General features: G+C 75.7%; 13 protein-coding genes. 7 read left to right on the top strand and 6 right to left on the bottom strand.

Features of this window, described 5'->3' with window-relative positions:
- Positions 1 to 332: 332 nt before the first annotated feature.
- On the bottom strand, positions 333 to 1,061 hold the full coding sequence (locus OO47_RS02260; RefSeq protein WP_030205386.1) for a VIT1/CCC1 transporter family protein: 729 nt from the start codon (positions 1,059 to 1,061) through the stop codon (positions 333 to 335).
- A 257-nt stretch (positions 1,062 to 1,318) separates the two neighbouring features.
- Here OO47_RS02260 and OO47_RS02255 point away from each other — a divergent pair, with 257 nt between their 5' ends.
- The 7 genes from OO47_RS02255 to OO47_RS02225 all read left to right on the top strand — a co-directional run bounded on the left by OO47_RS02255 (position 1,319) and on the right by OO47_RS02225 (position 9,939).
- Positions 1,319 to 2,314, top strand: a complete 996-nt coding sequence (locus tag OO47_RS02255) for an ADP-ribosylglycohydrolase family protein (RefSeq protein WP_030205388.1) — start codon at positions 1,319 to 1,321, stop codon at positions 2,312 to 2,314.
- A gap of 674 nt (positions 2,315 to 2,988) precedes the next feature.
- Entirely contained in the window at positions 2,989 to 4,278 is a 1,290-nt protein-coding gene (locus OO47_RS02250) for an ADP-ribosylglycohydrolase family protein (protein WP_234323054.1), read from the top strand.
- Positions 4,217 to 5,410, top strand: coding sequence for an ADP-ribosylglycohydrolase family protein (locus OO47_RS02245; protein ID WP_030205393.1), 1,194 nt, complete (start codon positions 4,217 to 4,219; stop codon positions 5,408 to 5,410). Before OO47_RS02250 ends, OO47_RS02245 begins: the two co-directional genes overlap by 62 nt.
- A complete protein-coding gene (locus tag OO47_RS02240) occupies positions 5,407 to 6,864 on the top strand; it encodes an ADP-ribosylglycohydrolase family protein (protein ID WP_030205395.1) in 1,458 nt (485 codons plus the stop codon). The genes OO47_RS02245 and OO47_RS02240 overlap by 4 nt, the downstream gene beginning before the upstream one ends.
- On the top strand, positions 6,861 to 7,781 hold the full coding sequence (rbsK, locus tag OO47_RS02235; RefSeq protein ID WP_030205398.1) for a ribokinase: 921 nt from the start codon (positions 6,861 to 6,863) through the stop codon (positions 7,779 to 7,781). Before OO47_RS02240 ends, rbsK begins: the two co-directional genes overlap by 4 nt.
- Positions 7,778 to 9,055, top strand: coding sequence for a CaiB/BaiF CoA transferase family protein (locus tag OO47_RS02230; RefSeq protein WP_030205400.1), 1,278 nt, complete (start codon positions 7,778 to 7,780; stop codon positions 9,053 to 9,055). The genes rbsK and OO47_RS02230 overlap by 4 nt, the downstream gene beginning before the upstream one ends.
- The gene (locus tag OO47_RS02225; protein ID WP_078489439.1) at positions 9,052 to 9,939 is read left to right on the top strand and encodes an HpcH/HpaI aldolase/citrate lyase family protein; all 888 of its coding nucleotides are present in this window, start codon (positions 9,052 to 9,054) and stop codon (positions 9,937 to 9,939) included. The genes OO47_RS02230 and OO47_RS02225 overlap by 4 nt, the downstream gene beginning before the upstream one ends.
- Positions 9,940 to 10,017: 78 nt before the next feature.
- Here OO47_RS02225 and lgt read toward each other — a convergent pair whose 3' ends face one another.
- The 5 genes from lgt to trpM all read right to left on the bottom strand — a co-directional run bounded on the left by lgt (position 10,018) and on the right by trpM (position 14,937).
- Entirely contained in the window at positions 10,018 to 11,007 is a 990-nt protein-coding gene (gene lgt, locus OO47_RS02220; RefSeq protein WP_030205404.1) for a prolipoprotein diacylglyceryl transferase, read from the bottom strand.
- A 99-nt stretch (positions 11,008 to 11,106) separates the two neighbouring features.
- Positions 11,107 to 11,928: a DsbA family protein gene (locus OO47_RS02215; protein ID WP_030205405.1), complete on the bottom strand. Its 822-nt coding sequence runs from the start codon at positions 11,926 to 11,928 to the stop codon at positions 11,107 to 11,109.
- A 64-nt stretch (positions 11,929 to 11,992) separates the two neighbouring features.
- Positions 11,993 to 12,823, bottom strand: coding sequence for a tryptophan synthase subunit alpha (gene trpA, locus OO47_RS02210; RefSeq protein ID WP_030205407.1), 831 nt, complete (start codon positions 12,821 to 12,823; stop codon positions 11,993 to 11,995).
- The gene (gene trpB, locus OO47_RS02205) at positions 12,820 to 14,109 is read right to left on the bottom strand and encodes a tryptophan synthase subunit beta (RefSeq protein WP_030205408.1); all 1,290 of its coding nucleotides are present in this window, start codon (positions 14,107 to 14,109) and stop codon (positions 12,820 to 12,822) included. The genes trpA and trpB overlap by 4 nt, the downstream gene beginning before the upstream one ends.
- A gap of 552 nt (positions 14,110 to 14,661) precedes the next feature.
- Entirely contained in the window at positions 14,662 to 14,937 is a 276-nt protein-coding gene (trpM, locus tag OO47_RS02200; protein ID WP_106969321.1) for a tryptophan biosynthesis modulator TrpM, read from the bottom strand.
- Positions 14,938 to 14,939: the final 2 nt, after the last annotated feature.

Raw genomic sequence — 14,939 nt, 5'->3', positions numbered from 1 at the left:
GCACGTTCCAACATGCGGACACCGCCGATACGCAGCGGTGGTACTGGTTCACCTGTGGGGTGCGGCGACAGGCACTGTCCCGCGGGGGACGGATCGAGGGGGCCCGAAGGGACTCCGGACCTCCGGCGAACCGTCGCCGGGTGGGCTTCGTTGCCCACTGGCGCTCATGCCTCTTTCCCGTTGGTCACAGGTCCGAAACCGCCGGGTAACCGGCTAGGTATGTGGCGCTCCGCATAGTGTCTCATCGCGACGGCGGATCGGGCCAGGGAGATACGTCACAGGCGATGTGCGGCTTGTGTACGGAAAAGAGGGGGCGCCCCGGGACCCCGGGGCTACAGGGCGGCGCCGAAGAGCATGCCGAGTCCGTACGTGACGGCCGCCGCGGCGCCGCCGAGGGCGAGCTGGCGCAGGCCGCTGAAGAGCCAGCCGCGCGCGGTCACCCGGGCCACCAGGGCGCCGCAGGCGAAGAGCCCGAGGAGGGCGAGCAGCACGGCCGGCCAGAGGGCGGTCGCCCCGAGCAGGTACGGCAGGACGGGCAGCAGCGCGCCGAGCGCGAACGAGCCGAACGACGAGACGGCGGCCACCGCCGGCGACGGCAGGTCGTCGGGGTCGATGCCCAGCTCCTCGCGGGCGTGGATCTCCAGGGCCTGCTCGGGGTCCTTCGAGAGCTGCATCGCGACCTCGCGGGCGAGGGCGGGCTCGACGCCCCGGGAGACGTAGAGCGCGGCGAGCTCCTCCATCTCGTCGACGGGATGCTTGCGCAACTGGCTCCGCTCGACGTCCAGTTCGGCCTGGACGAGTTCGCGCTGCGAGGCGACGGAGGTGTACTCGCCGGCGGCCATGGAGAAGGCGCCGGCGGCGAGGCCCGCGAGGCCGGTGACGGCGACGGTGCCGGAGGAGACCGCGCCGCCGGCGACGCCGGTCATCAGGGCGAGGTTGGAGACGAGTCCGTCCATCGCGCCGAAGACCGCCGGACGCAGCCAACCTCCGTTCACGTCACGGTGCGTGTGGTTGTCGCGGTGGGCCTCGTGCAGTGGCGCCTGGGCCTCGATGACGGACATGGTGCTCCCCTCCTCCGGGGCGGACCGGAACGGGCCCGCCTCCCCCTCGACTACCCTCGAAAATACGCTCGATGTAAGGGGCGCGCCAGCAAGGCAGGCCGTACTTACTGAGGCTCGCCTCACCGGTGGGCCGGTTCCTGGCGGGGTGTCAGGCGGGTGACAGAGACGTTTCTTCGGCGAGTTCGCGGGCCGTGGTGGCACAGATCCAGGCGACGGGGCGCCGACGGTGCGCCTCCCCGAGGAAGGAGCCGCCGCACATGGTCACCACCACGGCATGCGATACGCGGGAACGGGCGAGGGGGGCACTCCTCGGCCTCGCCGTCGGCGACGCGCTCGGCGCGCCCGCCGAGAACATGCGGCCCTCCGAGATCCGCCGCCGCTGGGGCCGGATCGAGGGCTTCGTGACGGAGAGCCCGGCGGGCACGGACGACACCGAGTACGCCGTCTTCTCGGGGCTGCTGCTCGCCCGGCACGGCTCGGCCCTCACCGTCCGCCACGTCGAGCGGGCCTGGCACCGCTGGATCGCCGACCTCGACGAAGGCCCTTTCCGGGGCGCGGGCTTCTCGGAGCGGGGCACCCTGGAGAACCTGCGGCGGGGGCTCGCGGCGCCGATCTCCGCGCAGCACCGGCACGCCTGGAGCGACGGCCTCGCGATGCGCGCGGCGCCGTTCGGGGTGTTCGCCGCCGGGCGGCCGGCGGAGGCGGCCCGGCTCGTCGCGATCGACGGCAGCGTCAGCCACGAGGGCGAGGGCATCTACGGCGGCCAGGCGGTCGCGGCGGGGGTCGCGGCCGCGATGGCGGGGGCGAGCGTGACGTCGGTGATCGCGGCGGCGCTCTCCGCCGTCCCGATGGACTCGTGGACGGCCCGCTCGCTGCGCCGCGCGGTCGTGGCGGCCCAGCGGGTCCAGCCGGACCCGCTCGTCCGCGAGCGCCAGGTCCGCTCGGCGGTCGTCATCGGCGGCTACCCGTGGACCGACCTGGCCCCGGAGGCGGTGGGCCTGGCGTTCGGCGCCTTCGCGGCGGCCCGGGGGGACTTCCGCACGGCCGTCCTGACCGCCGTCAACATGGGCCGCGACGCCGACACCACGGCGGCGGTCGCGGGCGCACTGTCGGGCGCGATGTCGGGCGTCCGGGCGATCCCGGCGGAGTGGGCCGCGGCCATCGCCCCGGTCACCGGCAGCTGCCTGCCCTCGATGCGCGGCTACCACGTCCTGGACGTCGCGGACCTGCTGACCCCGGAGGAGGCGGCGTGAACCCGGACGCGAACCCGCCGGCCCCGCCGGGGACGGGGACGACGGTGGCGGGAGCCGGCACGACCGCGGGCCCGGGCGCCCCCGGCACCGCCACGGGCGCGGGCGCCACCCCGAGCGCCCCGGCAGCCGCCTCCGCCGTGGGAGCTCCCGTCCCCTCCGCGGGTACGGCTCCGGCCCCCGGCGCCACCCCGCCCGCGCCCACCGGCCCGGGAGCCGGCCTCACCGCCACCCCCGCGGCCGGCACGGCACCGGGCACGGACACCACCACCACCCCTACGAGCAGCACCGCACGAGGGACGGGCCTCGCCACCACCCCCGTGGCCGGCACGGCACCGGGCACGGACACCACCACCACCCCCGCGAACAGCACCGCACGGGGAACGGGCCTCGCCACCACCCCCGTGGCCAGCACGGCACCGGGCACGGACACCACCACCACCCCCGCGAACAGCACCACCCCTACGGGCGGCACCGCACGGGGGGCGGGCCTCGCCGCCACCCCGGGCACGGACACCACCGCCGCCACCCCTGTGGGCGACCGTCCCGCCGGGCGCGGGGGTCCCCCCTCCGGGGGAGGGTGGGCGCAGGCCCCGGCGCGGGGCACCAGTCTGCTGGACGAGGCGCACGAGGGCCGGGCGGCGCCCCCGGCACGGGACACGCATGGCCGCATCTCGATGCCGACCGCCCAGGTCACCGCACCGACCGTCCAGGCACCCGCCGGGGCGGGCCGCGACGCGATCGAAGGCCTCCTCCTCGGGCTCGCCGCGGGCGACGCCGCCGGGTGGCCCGCCGCCCGGCACCGGGCCGCGCGGATGCCCGAGTGGACCCGCCGCCTCACCCGGGAGCTCGACACCTTCGCGGAGCAGAACGCGACGACCACCCTCCCCGTCCCCATCGCCCTCAACCAGCCCCCCGAGCCGCTCCGGCTCGGCCCCTCCGACGACGCCGAGTGGGCGGTCTTCACCGCCGAGGCGATCCTCGCCTCCACCGCCCCCGCCCTCGCCGGGCTCCCCCCGGAGCGCCGGCTCCGCGCCGCCGTGGACCTCGCCTGGAACGCCCTCGCGGGACAGGTCGCGGCCGCCGCCGACCGCGCCCCCGAGATCGAGTCCGCCGTCCTCCCCCTCCGCGCCCGGATCTCCGTCCGCGCCGGACTCGGCAACCTCGCCACCGGTCTGCGCCCGCCCGCGACCGGGCACGACAACCCGCACTACTTCGACGACGCCGCCTGCGTACGGGCAGCCGTCCTGGCCCTCGTCCACCCGGGCGACCCGCGCGCCGCCGCCGAACTCGCGGAGTTCGACGCCCGGTACACCCAGGACGGCGACGGCGTGCACGGCGCCCGCGCCACGGCGGCGGCGGTCGCCGCGGCCCTCGGCGGGGCGAGCGCCGAGGAGGCCGTCGGGGCGGCGCTCGCCGAACTCCCGCCCGCCACCGAGATCGGCCGCAACGCCCGGCACGCCGTGGAGCTCGCCCGGGCCGCCGACTCGGCCTTCGCCCTCGTCCCGCTCCTGGAGCACCGGATCGTGGACCACGTCTACAGCTACGGCGTCGCCGCCGCCGAGACCGTACCCGTGGCCCTCGCCCTCTCCCTCGCCGCCCGGGGCGAGATGACGGCCGCGGTACCGGCCGCCGCCTGCCTCTCCCGGGTCGCGGACTCGGCCCCGGCGCTCGCGGGCGCCCTCACCGGAGCGCTCGGCGGCGGCCGTTCGGTCCCGGCGAGCTGGCGCGAGGCCTGCCGGACCCTCGCGGGCTGCGCGCTGCCCCGGCTCGCGGGGACGGACCTGGTGGAACTCGCCGGGCTGCTCGGAGCCACGGAACCGGCCGCCCCAGGTGGACAATTCCGACATGGAACCCACACTGGACGTGCCCAACCCGGCTGTACGCACACCGAGCACGCCGGGCATGCCGAGCACGCCAAGCACACCGACCGCACCGAGCACGCCGGCCGTTCCCACCCTGGATGACCGGATCACCGGAAGCCTCCTCGGGGCCGCCGTCGGCGACGCGCTCGGCGGCCCCGTCGAGGGCTACACCCCCGAGCAGATCCTGGAACGCCACGGCGGCCGCGTCACCGGGATCGTCGGCCCCTGGAACGGCGACGCCTGGCGCACCGCCCGCCCCATCGCCCCGTACCACAAGGGCGACGGGCACGTCACCGACGACACCTTGATGACCCACACCCTGATCCGGGTGTACGAGAAGGTCCGCGGCCACCTCGACGCGTACGCCGCCGCGGACCACCTCGTCCCCGAGCTGATGAACTCCCCCGTCTGGATCCCGGAGCTGGAGGCGGAGGCGCTGCCGCTCCAGCGGATCTTCCTCGCCGAGAAGTGGATCGTGACCCGGCTCCACTACGGGCACGTGGACCCGCGCGAGGCCGGCAGCGGCAACATCGTCAACTGCGGCGCCGCGATGTACATGGCGCCGGTCGGACTCGTCAACGCCGCCAATCCGCCGGCCGCCTACGCCGAGGCCCTCGATCTGGCGGGGGCGCACCAGTCCTCGTACGGCCGGGAGGCGGCGGGCGTGTTCGCGGCGGCGGTGGCGGCGGCCTGCGTGCCGGGCGCGACGCCGACCTCGGTCGTGGAGGCGGCCCTGTCCCTGGCGAAGGACGGCACGGAGGCGGCGATCGAGGCGGTGGCCGAGGCGGCCGCCGGCCACACGGACTTCGAGACCGCCCTCGCTCCCCTGCGCAGGGCGGTCGCCCCCTTCGACACGGTCGGCCCGGACTACCGCGCGCCGTCCCTCGGCGCCCGGCGGCCCTCCCGGCTCCACGCCATCGAGGAGCTGCCGATCGCCCTGGGGATGCTGCTGGTCGGCGGGGGCGACTTCCGGCGCACGGTCCTGGGCGCGGTCAACTACGGCCGGGACTGCGACTCGATCGCCACGATGGCGGGTGCGATCGTGGGCGCGCTGCACGGCGAGGCGGCCGTGCCCGCCGAGTGGGCGAAGCGGGTGGCGGAGGCGAGCCGCCTCGACCTGCACGCCCCGGCACGGGCCCTGGCCGGGGTCGCCCGCGAGGTCTTCGCGCGGGACGCGGAGGCGCGCCGGGCCCACGAGTCGGCGTTCGCGGCGCTGACGAGCGGGGACCGGTGAACCTCCGTGTGACCTGGGTGCAGCCGGAGGACCTGGTGGGCCACGAGCTGCGGCAGGCGGCGGAGGACGGCCGCGACGCCCGCGCCCAGGCGGCCCGCTGGGCGGCGGCGGGCGGCCCGCCCGCCCCGGCCGCGGCCGGCGCCTCCCCCGTCCCCCGCCCGGACCTCCGCCCCCTGGCGGAAGAACTCCTGGACGCCCTGGCCGCCCTCCCGAGCCCCCTCGCGGAACACGAACCGACCGCCCTCCCGGACATCCTGGCCCTGACCACCGCCCCCACCGGCCCTCCTCACGGCGAAGCCGAAACCGAGGACGACGAGCGACCCCGAACCCCGCTGCCGGACTCCCCACACGGAAGCCCCCCGCCGCCGGCCGCGCGGAGCCGGCCCGCCGACGATCCCGCCCTCCTCCCCCGGCTGCACGCCGCCTGGCTCGGGCGGGCCGTCGGGTGTCTGCTCGGCAAGCCCGTCGAGAAGCTGCCCCTCCCCGCGATCCGCGCCCTCGCCCGCGCCGCCGGCAACTGGCCCCTCACCACCTGGTTCACCGCCCGGGGCGTGCCTCCCGCCCTGCTCGCCGCCCACCCCTGGAACCGGCGCTCCGCCGCCACCTCCCTGGCCGAGAACATCGACGGCATGCCCGAGGACGACGACCTCAACTACCCCCTCCTGAACCTCCTCCTGCTCCAGCGGTACGGCCGCGGCTTCACCACCTCCGACGTCGCCCGCCTCTGGCTCGACGAGCTCCCCGCCGGCCGCACCTTCACGGCCGAGCGCGTCGCCTACCGCAACCTCCTCGACGGGGTCGAACCCCCGCTGACCGCCGTCCGCCGCAACCCCTTCCGCGAGTGGATCGGCGCCCAGATCCGGGCCGACGCGCACGGCTGGACCCACCCGGGCGACCCGGTCGCCGCCGCCGCGCAGGCACACCGGGACGCGGTGCTCACCCACACCGGCAACGGCGTGTACGGCGCCATGTTCGTCGCCGCCACCGTCGCCGCCGCCGCGTCCGGCACCGCCGACGTGCACCGGGCGCTCGCCGCCGGGCTCGCCGTGGTCCCGCCGCGCTCCCGGCTGGCGCGGGCGGTCCGCCGGGGGATCGCGCTCGCCCGCGCCCACGCCGGCTTCGACGCCGTCGTGGACCGGCTGCACGCCGAACTCGGCGGGTACCACTGGGTGCATGCCGTCCCCAACGCCGCCCTGCTCGCCGCCGCCCTCACCCACGCCGACGGCGACTTCTCCCGCTCGGTCTGCGCGGCGGTCTCGGGCGGCTGGGACACCGACTCCAACGGCGCCACCGCCGGTTCGGTCGCCGGGCTGCTCGCCGGGCACCCCGACCGGCTGCCCGAGCGCTGGACCTCCCCCCTCAAGAACCGCCTCGCGACCTCGGTCCCGTCCTTCGACGGGATCGGTTTCGACACCCTGGCCGAACTGACACACCTGGAGGCAGTACGCCCATGACCAGCATCGTCGTGCTCGGCAGCACGAACATGGACCTCGTCGCCTACGTACCGAGGGCCCCGGCCCTCGGCGAGACCGTCACCGGCCGCTCCTTCCGCACGATCCCCGGCGGCAAGGGCGCCAACCAGGCCGTCGCCGCCGCCCGCGCCGGCGCCGCGGTCGCCATGATCGGCGCGATCGGCACGGACGGCTTCGGGGCGCAGCTCCGGGCCACCCTGGAGCACTGCGCGGTGGACACCGACCTGCTGCGCACCGTCGAGGGCCCCTCGGGCACCGCCCACATCGTCGTGGACGACGAGGGCGGCAACGCGATCGTCGTCGTCCCCGGCGCCAACGGCACCGTCACCTCCCTCACCCACGGCGACGAAGCCCTCATCGGCACCGCCGACACCCTGCTCCTCCAGCTCGAACTCCCCCTCCCCGTCGTCGTCGAGGGCGCCGCCACCGCCCGCCGGCTCGGCGTCCGCACCGTCCTCACCCCCTCCCCCGCCCAGCCGCTCCCGCCCGAACTGCTCTCCTCCATCGACCTGTTGGTGCCGAACGAGCACGAGGCCGCCGCGCTCACCGGCCTCGCGGACCCGCGCGCCGCCGCCGAGGCCCTGCTGCGGGACGTGCCCGAGGTGGTGATCACCCTGGGCGCGGCCGGCAGCCTGTACGCGGCGCGCGGCACCGAACCGGTCGCCGTCCCCGCCCCCCGGGTCAGGGCCGTGGACACCACCGGCGCCGGCGACACCTTCGCCGGCGCCCTCGCGGTCGCCCTCGGCGAGGGCCGCCCCGCCCCGGAGGCGCTCGCCTGGGCGCAGACCGCCGCCGCGCTCTCCGTCCGGCGCGAGGGCGCGTCGACCTCGATGCCGTACCGCGTCGACATCGAAGCGGCCTTCCGCTCCCCCGACTCCCTGGAGGCCGATCCCGTATGACGACTCCCCCCACGCCGAGGGCCGCGCCGGAGAGCACACCGGACGCCGCGCCGGACGCCGCGCCGAACACCGACGGCTCCGCCCCCGCCGTCCCTCCCCTCCAGGGACTGCGCGTCCTGGACCTCGCGACCCTCTTCGCCGGGCCGCTCGCCGCCATGATGCTGGGCGACTTCGGCGCCGACGTCGTCAAGGTCGAACACCCCCGCAAGCCCGACCCGTCCCGCGGCCACGGCCCCGCCAAGGACGGCATCGGCCTGTGGTGGAAGGTCCTCGGCCGCAACAAGCGGACGATCACCCTCGACCTGTCCACTCCGGGCGGCCGCGACACCCTCCTCGCGCTCGCCGCCGACGCCGACGTGATCGTGGAGAACTTCCGCCCCGGCACCCTGGAGCGCTGGGGCCTGGGCTGGGAGGAGCTCTCCGCCGCCAACCCGCGTCTGGTCCTGGCCCGCGTCACCGGCTTCGGCCAGTTCGGCCCGTACTCCCACCGCCCCGGCTTCGGGACCCTCGCCGAGGCGATGAGCGGCTTCGCCGCCATCACCGGCGAGCCCGACGGCCCCCCGACCCTGCCCCCCTTCGGCCTGGCCGACTCGATCGCCGCCCTGGCCACCGCGTACGCCGTGATGACCGCGCTCACCGCCAGGACGACGACCGGCCGCGGCCAGGTCGTCGACATGGCCATCATCGAACCGATGCTCTCCGTCATCGGACCCCACCCCCTCTGGTACGACCAGCTCGGATACGTCCAGCCCCGCACCGGCAACCGCTCCCGCAACAACGCCCCGCGCAACACCTACCGGACCGCCGACGGCTCCTGGGTCGCCGTCTCCACCTCCGCGCAGTCCATCGCGGAGCGGGTCCTGAACCTCGTCGGCCGCCCGGAGCTGATCGCCGAGCCGTGGTTCGCCGACGGCGCGGGCCGGGCCGCGCACGCGGACGTCCTGGACGAGGCGGTCGGCTCCTGGATCGCCCGCCACACCCGCGACGAGGCCATGGCCGCCTTCGAGAAGGCGGAGGCGGCCATCGCCCCCGTCTACGACGTCCGGGACGTCCTCGAAGACCCGCAGTACCAGGCGCTCGGCACCGTCACCGAGGTGGCGGACCCCGAGCTGGGGCCGATCAGGATGCAGAACGTCCTCTTCCGCCTCTCCGAGACGCCCGGCGCCATCCGCTGGGCCGGCCGCCCGCACGGCGCCGACACCGCCGCCGTCCTCTCCGAACTGGGCCTCAGCCCCGCCGAGATCGGCGCCCTGCGCGAGCAGGGGGCGGTATGAGCGGCACCCACGCCCACGGCGTCCGGAACCTGGGCAGGGTCAGCGGCCCCCGCGAGCGGACCGGCGCGCCCGTCGCGAGCGGCACCGCCGGGCCGCACACCCCCCTCACCTGGCTGTACGCGCCCGGCGACCGGCCCGAGGTCGTCCGCAAGGCCCTGGCCTCCGGCGCCGACGTCGTCATCGTGGACCTGGAGGACGCGGTCGCCCCCGACCGCAAGGCGTACGCCCTGGAGGCCACGGCCGATCTCCTCGCGGACGTCCACCCCGTCCCGGTGCACGTCCGCGTCCACACCCCGCTCGACATCCCCGTCCTGACCCCCCTCCCCGGCCTCTGCGGTCTCCGTGTACCCAAGGTGACACACGCCACTGACATCCACCGGATCGCGGGCCTCGCCCCGGGCCTCCCCCTCTATCCGCTCCTGGAGAGCGCCCTCGCCGTGGAGAACGCGTACGCCGTCGCCTCCGCCCATCCCGCCGTGCGCGGCATCGCGCTCGGCGAGGCCGACCTCCGCTCCGACCTGGGGGTACGGGAGGACGCGGGGCTCGACTGGTCGCGCGGCCGGCTGGTGGTCGCGGCCCGCGCGGCCGCCCTGCCGCCCCCGGCCCAGTCGGTCCATCCGCACGTCCGCGACCTGGAGGGGCTGGCCGCCGACTGCGCCCGGGGCCGGACGATGGGCTTCCTCGGCCGGGCGGCCATCCACCCCCGCCAGCTCCCGGTCATCGAGCGCGCCTACCTCCCCACCCCGGAGGAGGTCGAGGAGGCCCGGGAGATCGTGGCGGCGACCGGGCAGGGCGCGCTGGCCCTCCCGGACGGGCGGTTCGTGGACGCGGCGGTGGTGGAGGGCGCCCACCGGGTCCTCGCCCTCGCCGCGCGGGTCGGGTGACCCGTACGCCCGTACGCGGAAGGGCCGCCGGAACCCTTCGGCTCCGGCGGCCCTTCCGATCGCTGCGGGCGGGGGCGGTCAGCTCTTCCCGGCGCCGTGCTCCACGTTCTTGCTGTCCTTGCCGTCCTTGCCGAGGTCGACGGCGTCGCCGGAGGAGACGTCCGCCTTCACGTCGGCGTCCTCACCGGACTCGGCGTCCTCACCGGACTCCCCGGCCGCCTCCGAGCCCTCCGGCTTCTCTTCCGCCTTCTTCTCGGCCTTCGGCTCCACGATCTCCTCGCGTCCCGGGCGGAGCCGCGACGAGACGACGATGTAGACCACCGCGAGCAGGAAGACGACGATCGCGGTCCACACGTTCAGGCGCAGGCCGAGCACGTGGTGGGCCTCGTCGACGCGCATGTACTCGATCCAGCCGCGGCCCGCGCAGTACGCGGCGACGTAGAGCGCGAAGGCGCGCCCGTGGCCGAGCTTGAAGCGGCGGTCGGCCCAGACGACCAGGAGGGCGACGCCGACGCACCAGAGCGACTCGTACAGGAAGGTCGGGTGGTAGGTCCCGGCCTCGCGGTTCGCGCCCTCGGTGATCCTCAGGGCCCAGGGCAGGTCGGTCGGCCGGCCGTACAGCTCCTGGTTGAACCAGTTGCCCCAGCGGCCGATGGCCTGGGCGAGGGCGATGCCGGGCGCGATGGCGTCGGCGTACGCGGGGAGCGGGATGCCCCGGCGGCGGCAGCCGATCCAGGCGCCCACCGCGCCGAGCGCGATGGCGCCCCAGATGCCGAGGCCGCCCTCCCAGATCTTGAAGGCGTCGACCCAGTTCTCGCCCTCGCTGAAGTACAGCTGGTAGTCGGTGATCACGTGGTAGAGGCGTCCGCCGACGAGGCCGAAGGGCACCGCCCAGACGGCGATGTCGGCCACGGTGCCGGCGGTGCCGCCCCGGGCGATCCAGCGCTTGTTGCCGTACCAGACGGCGACGAAGACACCGATGATGATGCAGAAGGCATAGCCGCGCAGCGGGATCGGTCCGAGGTGGATCACGCCGGTCGACGGGCTGGGGATGTAGGCAAGGTCCATGGCAGGTCCGACGCTACCCTGCCGGGCGGGCGGGACGGCAGCCCGCCCGGCAACGTCTGGGTAACTAACCCCCGGCGGAGGGGCCCGCCGGGGGGCGGTTCAGCCGGCCGACGGGGAGGCCGTGCCGGGCTTCTTGCCCTTGTTGGCCTCGGCGACCCACTTCTTCAGGTTCTCCGGGGAGAGCTGTTCGTCCCCCTTGGTCGGGAAGATCGATTCTCCGTTGAGGAGGACGGTCGGGGTGCCGCGGAAGCCGCCCTTCTGGAAGGCCTCGTTGGACTTCACGACCCAGCTGTCGTGCGTGCCGTCCTCCACGCAGCTCCGGAACTCCGGCGTGTCGAGGCCGGGCACCTTCGCCGCCAGCTCGATCAGCTTCTTGTTGTCGCCGAAGGCGTCGTCCGTCTCCTGCGGCTGATTGATGTAGAGCGTGTCGTGGTACGGGGTGAACTTCCCCGCGTCCTGGGCGCACGCGGCGGCGTTCGCGGCGCGCAGCGAGCCGCTGCCGCCCATGTTGCCGTCGATGAGGGTGGCGAGGTGGTACTCGGTCCTGAGCTGCCCGGAGGCTTCCAGCTCGTGGATGGAGTCCCGCATGACGTTCTCGAACTGGGCGCACGCCGGACAGCGGAAGTCCTCCCAGATCTGGAGGGTGGCGGGGGCGTCCGGCCGGCCGGTGGGGACGGCGGGCGTGTCGCCCTCGACGGAGCCCGTCGGCGCGACCACCGGCCCCGCCTTGTCGGACCCGCCGCCCTTGTCGGCGTTCGCGGCGATCACGCCGACGACCGCGGCCAGGGCGAGGACGCCGACCACCGCCGACGACACGATCAGGACGCGTCGCTGCCTGTCGCGGGCCTTGTCGCGCTCGCGCTGCTGCTGAAGGCGCTCGCGCGCGCCCCGGTTTCCGTCACCACGGTTGTTCTGGCTCACGCCCTGCGCAACGAACCGGGGAGGCGCGGGCGCGCCTCCCCGGTCCCAGATCCACCCGGACGGGTTACGAATCCCGGCGGACGCCCTCGGCGAGTTCGGCCGCCAGTTCCCTTACGGCGGCGAGTCCGGCCGCCTCGTCGCCGTCGGCGTCGAGGATCCGCTTCACGAAGGCGGAGCCGACGATGACGCCGTCGGCGAAGGCGGCGACCTCCTTGGCCTGGGCGGCGTTGGAGACGCCGAGGCCGACGCAGACCGGGAGGGTGCGGCCGGGCTCGACGGCGGCGCGGGTGCGGCGGACCAGGTCGGCCGCCTGCTCGCCGACCGACTCGCGGGTGCCGGTGACGCCCATGAGGGAGGCGGCGTAGACGAAGCCGGAGCCGGCGGCCGTGATGGTGGCCAGGCGCTCGTCCCGGCTGCTGGGCGCGACGACGAAGACGGTCGCGAGACCGTGCTTGTCGGCGTGCTCGCGCCAGAGCGCGGACTCCTGGACGGGCAGGTCGGGCAGGATGCAGCCCGCGCCGCCGGCCGCGGCCAGCTCCTCGGTGAAGCGCTCGACGCCGTAGCGGTCGATCGGGTTCCAGTACGTCATGACGAGGACTGGCTTTCCGGTGGCCTCGTGGGCCTCGCGGACCGTGCGCATGACGTCGGCGATCCGGACGCCGCCGCGCAGGGCGATGTCGTCGGCGGTCTGGATGACCGGGCCGTCGAGGACGGGGTCGCTGTGCGGGAGGCCGACCTCGACGACGTCGGCGCCGCCGTCGAAGACGGCCTTGATCGCCGCGATGCCGCCGTCGACGGTCGGGAAGCCGGCCGGCAGGTAGGCGACGAGCGCGGCCCTGTCCTCGGCCTTCGCGGCGGCGAGGGTGTCGCTCAACAGCTGGATGTTGCCGCTCACTTGGCGTCCCCCTCGATCTCGGCGGTGTCGTCGGCGCCGGCGTCCGCGGCGACCTCGGCGTCGGTGTCGTACAGGCCGAAGTAGCGGGCGGCGGTGTCCATGTCCTTGTCTCCGCGCCCGGAGAGGTTGACCACGATCAGGCCGTCGGGGCCCAGCTCCTTGCCGACCTCGATGGCCCCGGCGAGGGCGTGCGCCGACTCGATGGCCGGGATGATGCCCTCGGTGCGGGAGAGCAGGCGCAGGGCCTGCATGGCGGCGTCGTCGGTGACGGCCCGGTACTCGCCGCGGCCGCTGTCCTTGAGGTGGGCGTGCTCGGGGCCGATGCCGGGGTAGTCCAGGCCGGCCGAGATCGAGTACGGCTCGGTGATCTGGCCCTCGTCGTCCTGGAGGACGTACGACCGCGAGCCGTGCAGGATGCCGGGCTCGCCGGCGGTGAGGGTGGCCGCGTGCTCGCCGGTCTCGACGCCGTGGCCGGCCGGCTCGCAGCCGATCAGGCGCACGTCGGCGTCCGGGAGGAAGGCGTGGAAGAGGCCGATGGCGTTGGAGCCGCCGCCGACGCAGGCGATCGCCGCGTCGGGGAGGCGTCCGGCGCGCTCCAGGATCTGGCGGCGGGCCTCGACGCCGATGACGCGGTGGAAGTCGCGGACCATGGCGGGGAAGGGGTGCGGGCCGGCGACGGTGCCGAAGAGGTAGTGCGTGCGGTCGACGTTGGCGACCCAGTCGCGGAAGGCCTCGTTGATGGCGTCCTTGAGGGTGCGGCTGCCGGACTTCACGGCGACGACCTCGGCGCCGAGCATGCGCATCCGGGCGACGTTCAGCGCCTGGCGCTGCGTGTCGACCTCGCCCATGTAGATGGTGCAGTCGAGGCCGAAGAGGGCGCAGGCGGTGGCGGTGGCGACGCCGTGCTGCCCGGCGCCGGTCTCCGCGATGACCCGGGTCTTGCCCATGCGCCTGGTCAGGAGGGCCTGGCCGAGCACGTTATTGATCTTGTGCGAGCCGGTGTGGTTGAGGTCCTCGCGCTTGAGGAGGATCCGGGCGCCGCCGGCGTGCCCGGCGAACCGGGGCACCTCCGTGAGGGCGCTCGGGCGGCCCGTGTAGTTCATCATCAGGTCGTTGAGCTCGCGGGCGAACTCGGGGTCGGACTTGGCCTTGTCGTACTCGACGGCGACCTCGTCCACGGCGGCGACGAGGGCCTCCGGGATGAACTTGCCGCCGTAGGCGCCGAAGTAGCCCTCGGCGGTGGGGACCTGGCCGTCCGGGTCGGGAATGAAGAACTCGCTGGACATGCGGTTGCTCCTCGCGGGGCGGGTGCCCCGGGGTTACGGATGGGTGGTGGTCACGGTATGCGCGCGGTCCGCTCGCGTACGCCGACGCGGTCGCCGGTGCGGGGTGCCCGTCACGGGCTGCCGCCCGGGGACGGTGCCCGGGCGTGCGCCCTGGCGTTGCCCGCCGTTCCGCCGCGGGCCTTCCGTCCGGGGGGACGGTGCCGGGGCGTGCGCTCCGGCGATGTCGGCGGCCTGGCCGCAGGCCCCGCACCGCCCGTTGCCGGGCCCGGGCTTCCGCGCCTTGGCCCGCACCCCGTGTGCGCCGCGCCGGTGGTGCGGGTGGGTACGGGTGCGGAGGCGCCCGCGGAGGGCGCCGTCCCGTGTGCCCACCCTCCCCCAGAGGGGGGACCCCCACGCCCAGCGGGACGATTGCCCCCACGGGCGGGGCGAGGGGTCACACAGGTGCGGGATCACTCGGGCGAGGCAGGGGCCGCGCGGCGCGGAGCCACCCCGCACGGGCAGGTCCCGTCGAGACGGGGCCCGCACAGGCCGGGTGCCGGAGGGCCGGAGGCGCTAGGCGTTGGTGTCGCGCGCGGGGCGCGGGCGCCATCGCATGCCGTTGACCTGGCCCGGCTCGTCGCCGATCACGTACCGCACCCGGCGGCCGAGGACCCGCCGGGCGGGCGCGCGGCAGCCGCGCGGGCGGCAGCCCCGGGCCAGGGGGGCGTGCGCGGGGACGGGAGCCGCGGCGGTACGGAGCCGGCCGCGGCGCCCGGGTGCCGACGGCACGACGGCGCTCCCCCGGGCGGCGGGGCCCGGAGGGGTCGGCGTGTCGCGGCGGGGGCTCATGG

It is taken from the genome of Streptomyces bikiniensis, from assembly GCF_000716625.1.
GTDB classification, from domain to species: domain Bacteria; phylum Actinomycetota; class Actinomycetes; order Streptomycetales; family Streptomycetaceae; genus Streptomyces; species Streptomyces bikiniensis.
This window is presented reverse-complemented; position numbering and strand designations above follow the sequence as displayed.

What these genes read in the sequence shown, in the direction of transcription:
- OO47_RS02260 (WP_030205386.1), bottom strand. Translation starts at nt 1,061, where the DNA reads ATGTCCGTCATCGAGGCCCAGGCGCCACTGCACGAGGCCCACCGCGAC.
- OO47_RS02255 (WP_030205388.1), top strand. Translation starts at nt 1,319, where the DNA reads ATGGTCACCACCACGGCATGCGATACGCGGGAACGGGCGAGGGGGGCA.
- OO47_RS02250 (WP_234323054.1), top strand. Translation starts at nt 2,989, where the DNA reads ATGCCGACCGCCCAGGTCACCGCACCGACCGTCCAGGCACCCGCCGGG.
- OO47_RS02245 (WP_030205393.1), top strand. Translation starts at nt 4,217, where the DNA reads ATGCCGAGCACGCCAAGCACACCGACCGCACCGAGCACGCCGGCCGTT.
- rbsK (WP_030205398.1), top strand. Translation starts at nt 6,861, where the DNA reads ATGACCAGCATCGTCGTGCTCGGCAGCACGAACATGGACCTCGTCGCC.
- OO47_RS02230 (WP_030205400.1), top strand. Translation starts at nt 7,778, where the DNA reads ATGACGACTCCCCCCACGCCGAGGGCCGCGCCGGAGAGCACACCGGAC.
- OO47_RS02225 (WP_078489439.1), top strand. Translation starts at nt 9,052, where the DNA reads ATGAGCGGCACCCACGCCCACGGCGTCCGGAACCTGGGCAGGGTCAGC.
- lgt (WP_030205404.1), bottom strand. Translation starts at nt 11,007, where the DNA reads ATGGACCTTGCCTACATCCCCAGCCCGTCGACCGGCGTGATCCACCTC.
- trpB (WP_030205408.1), bottom strand. Translation starts at nt 14,109, where the DNA reads ATGTCCAGCGAGTTCTTCATTCCCGACCCGGACGGCCAGGTCCCCACC.
- trpM (WP_106969321.1), bottom strand. Translation starts at nt 14,937, where the DNA reads ATGAGCCCCCGCCGCGACACGCCGACCCCTCCGGGCCCCGCCGCCCGG.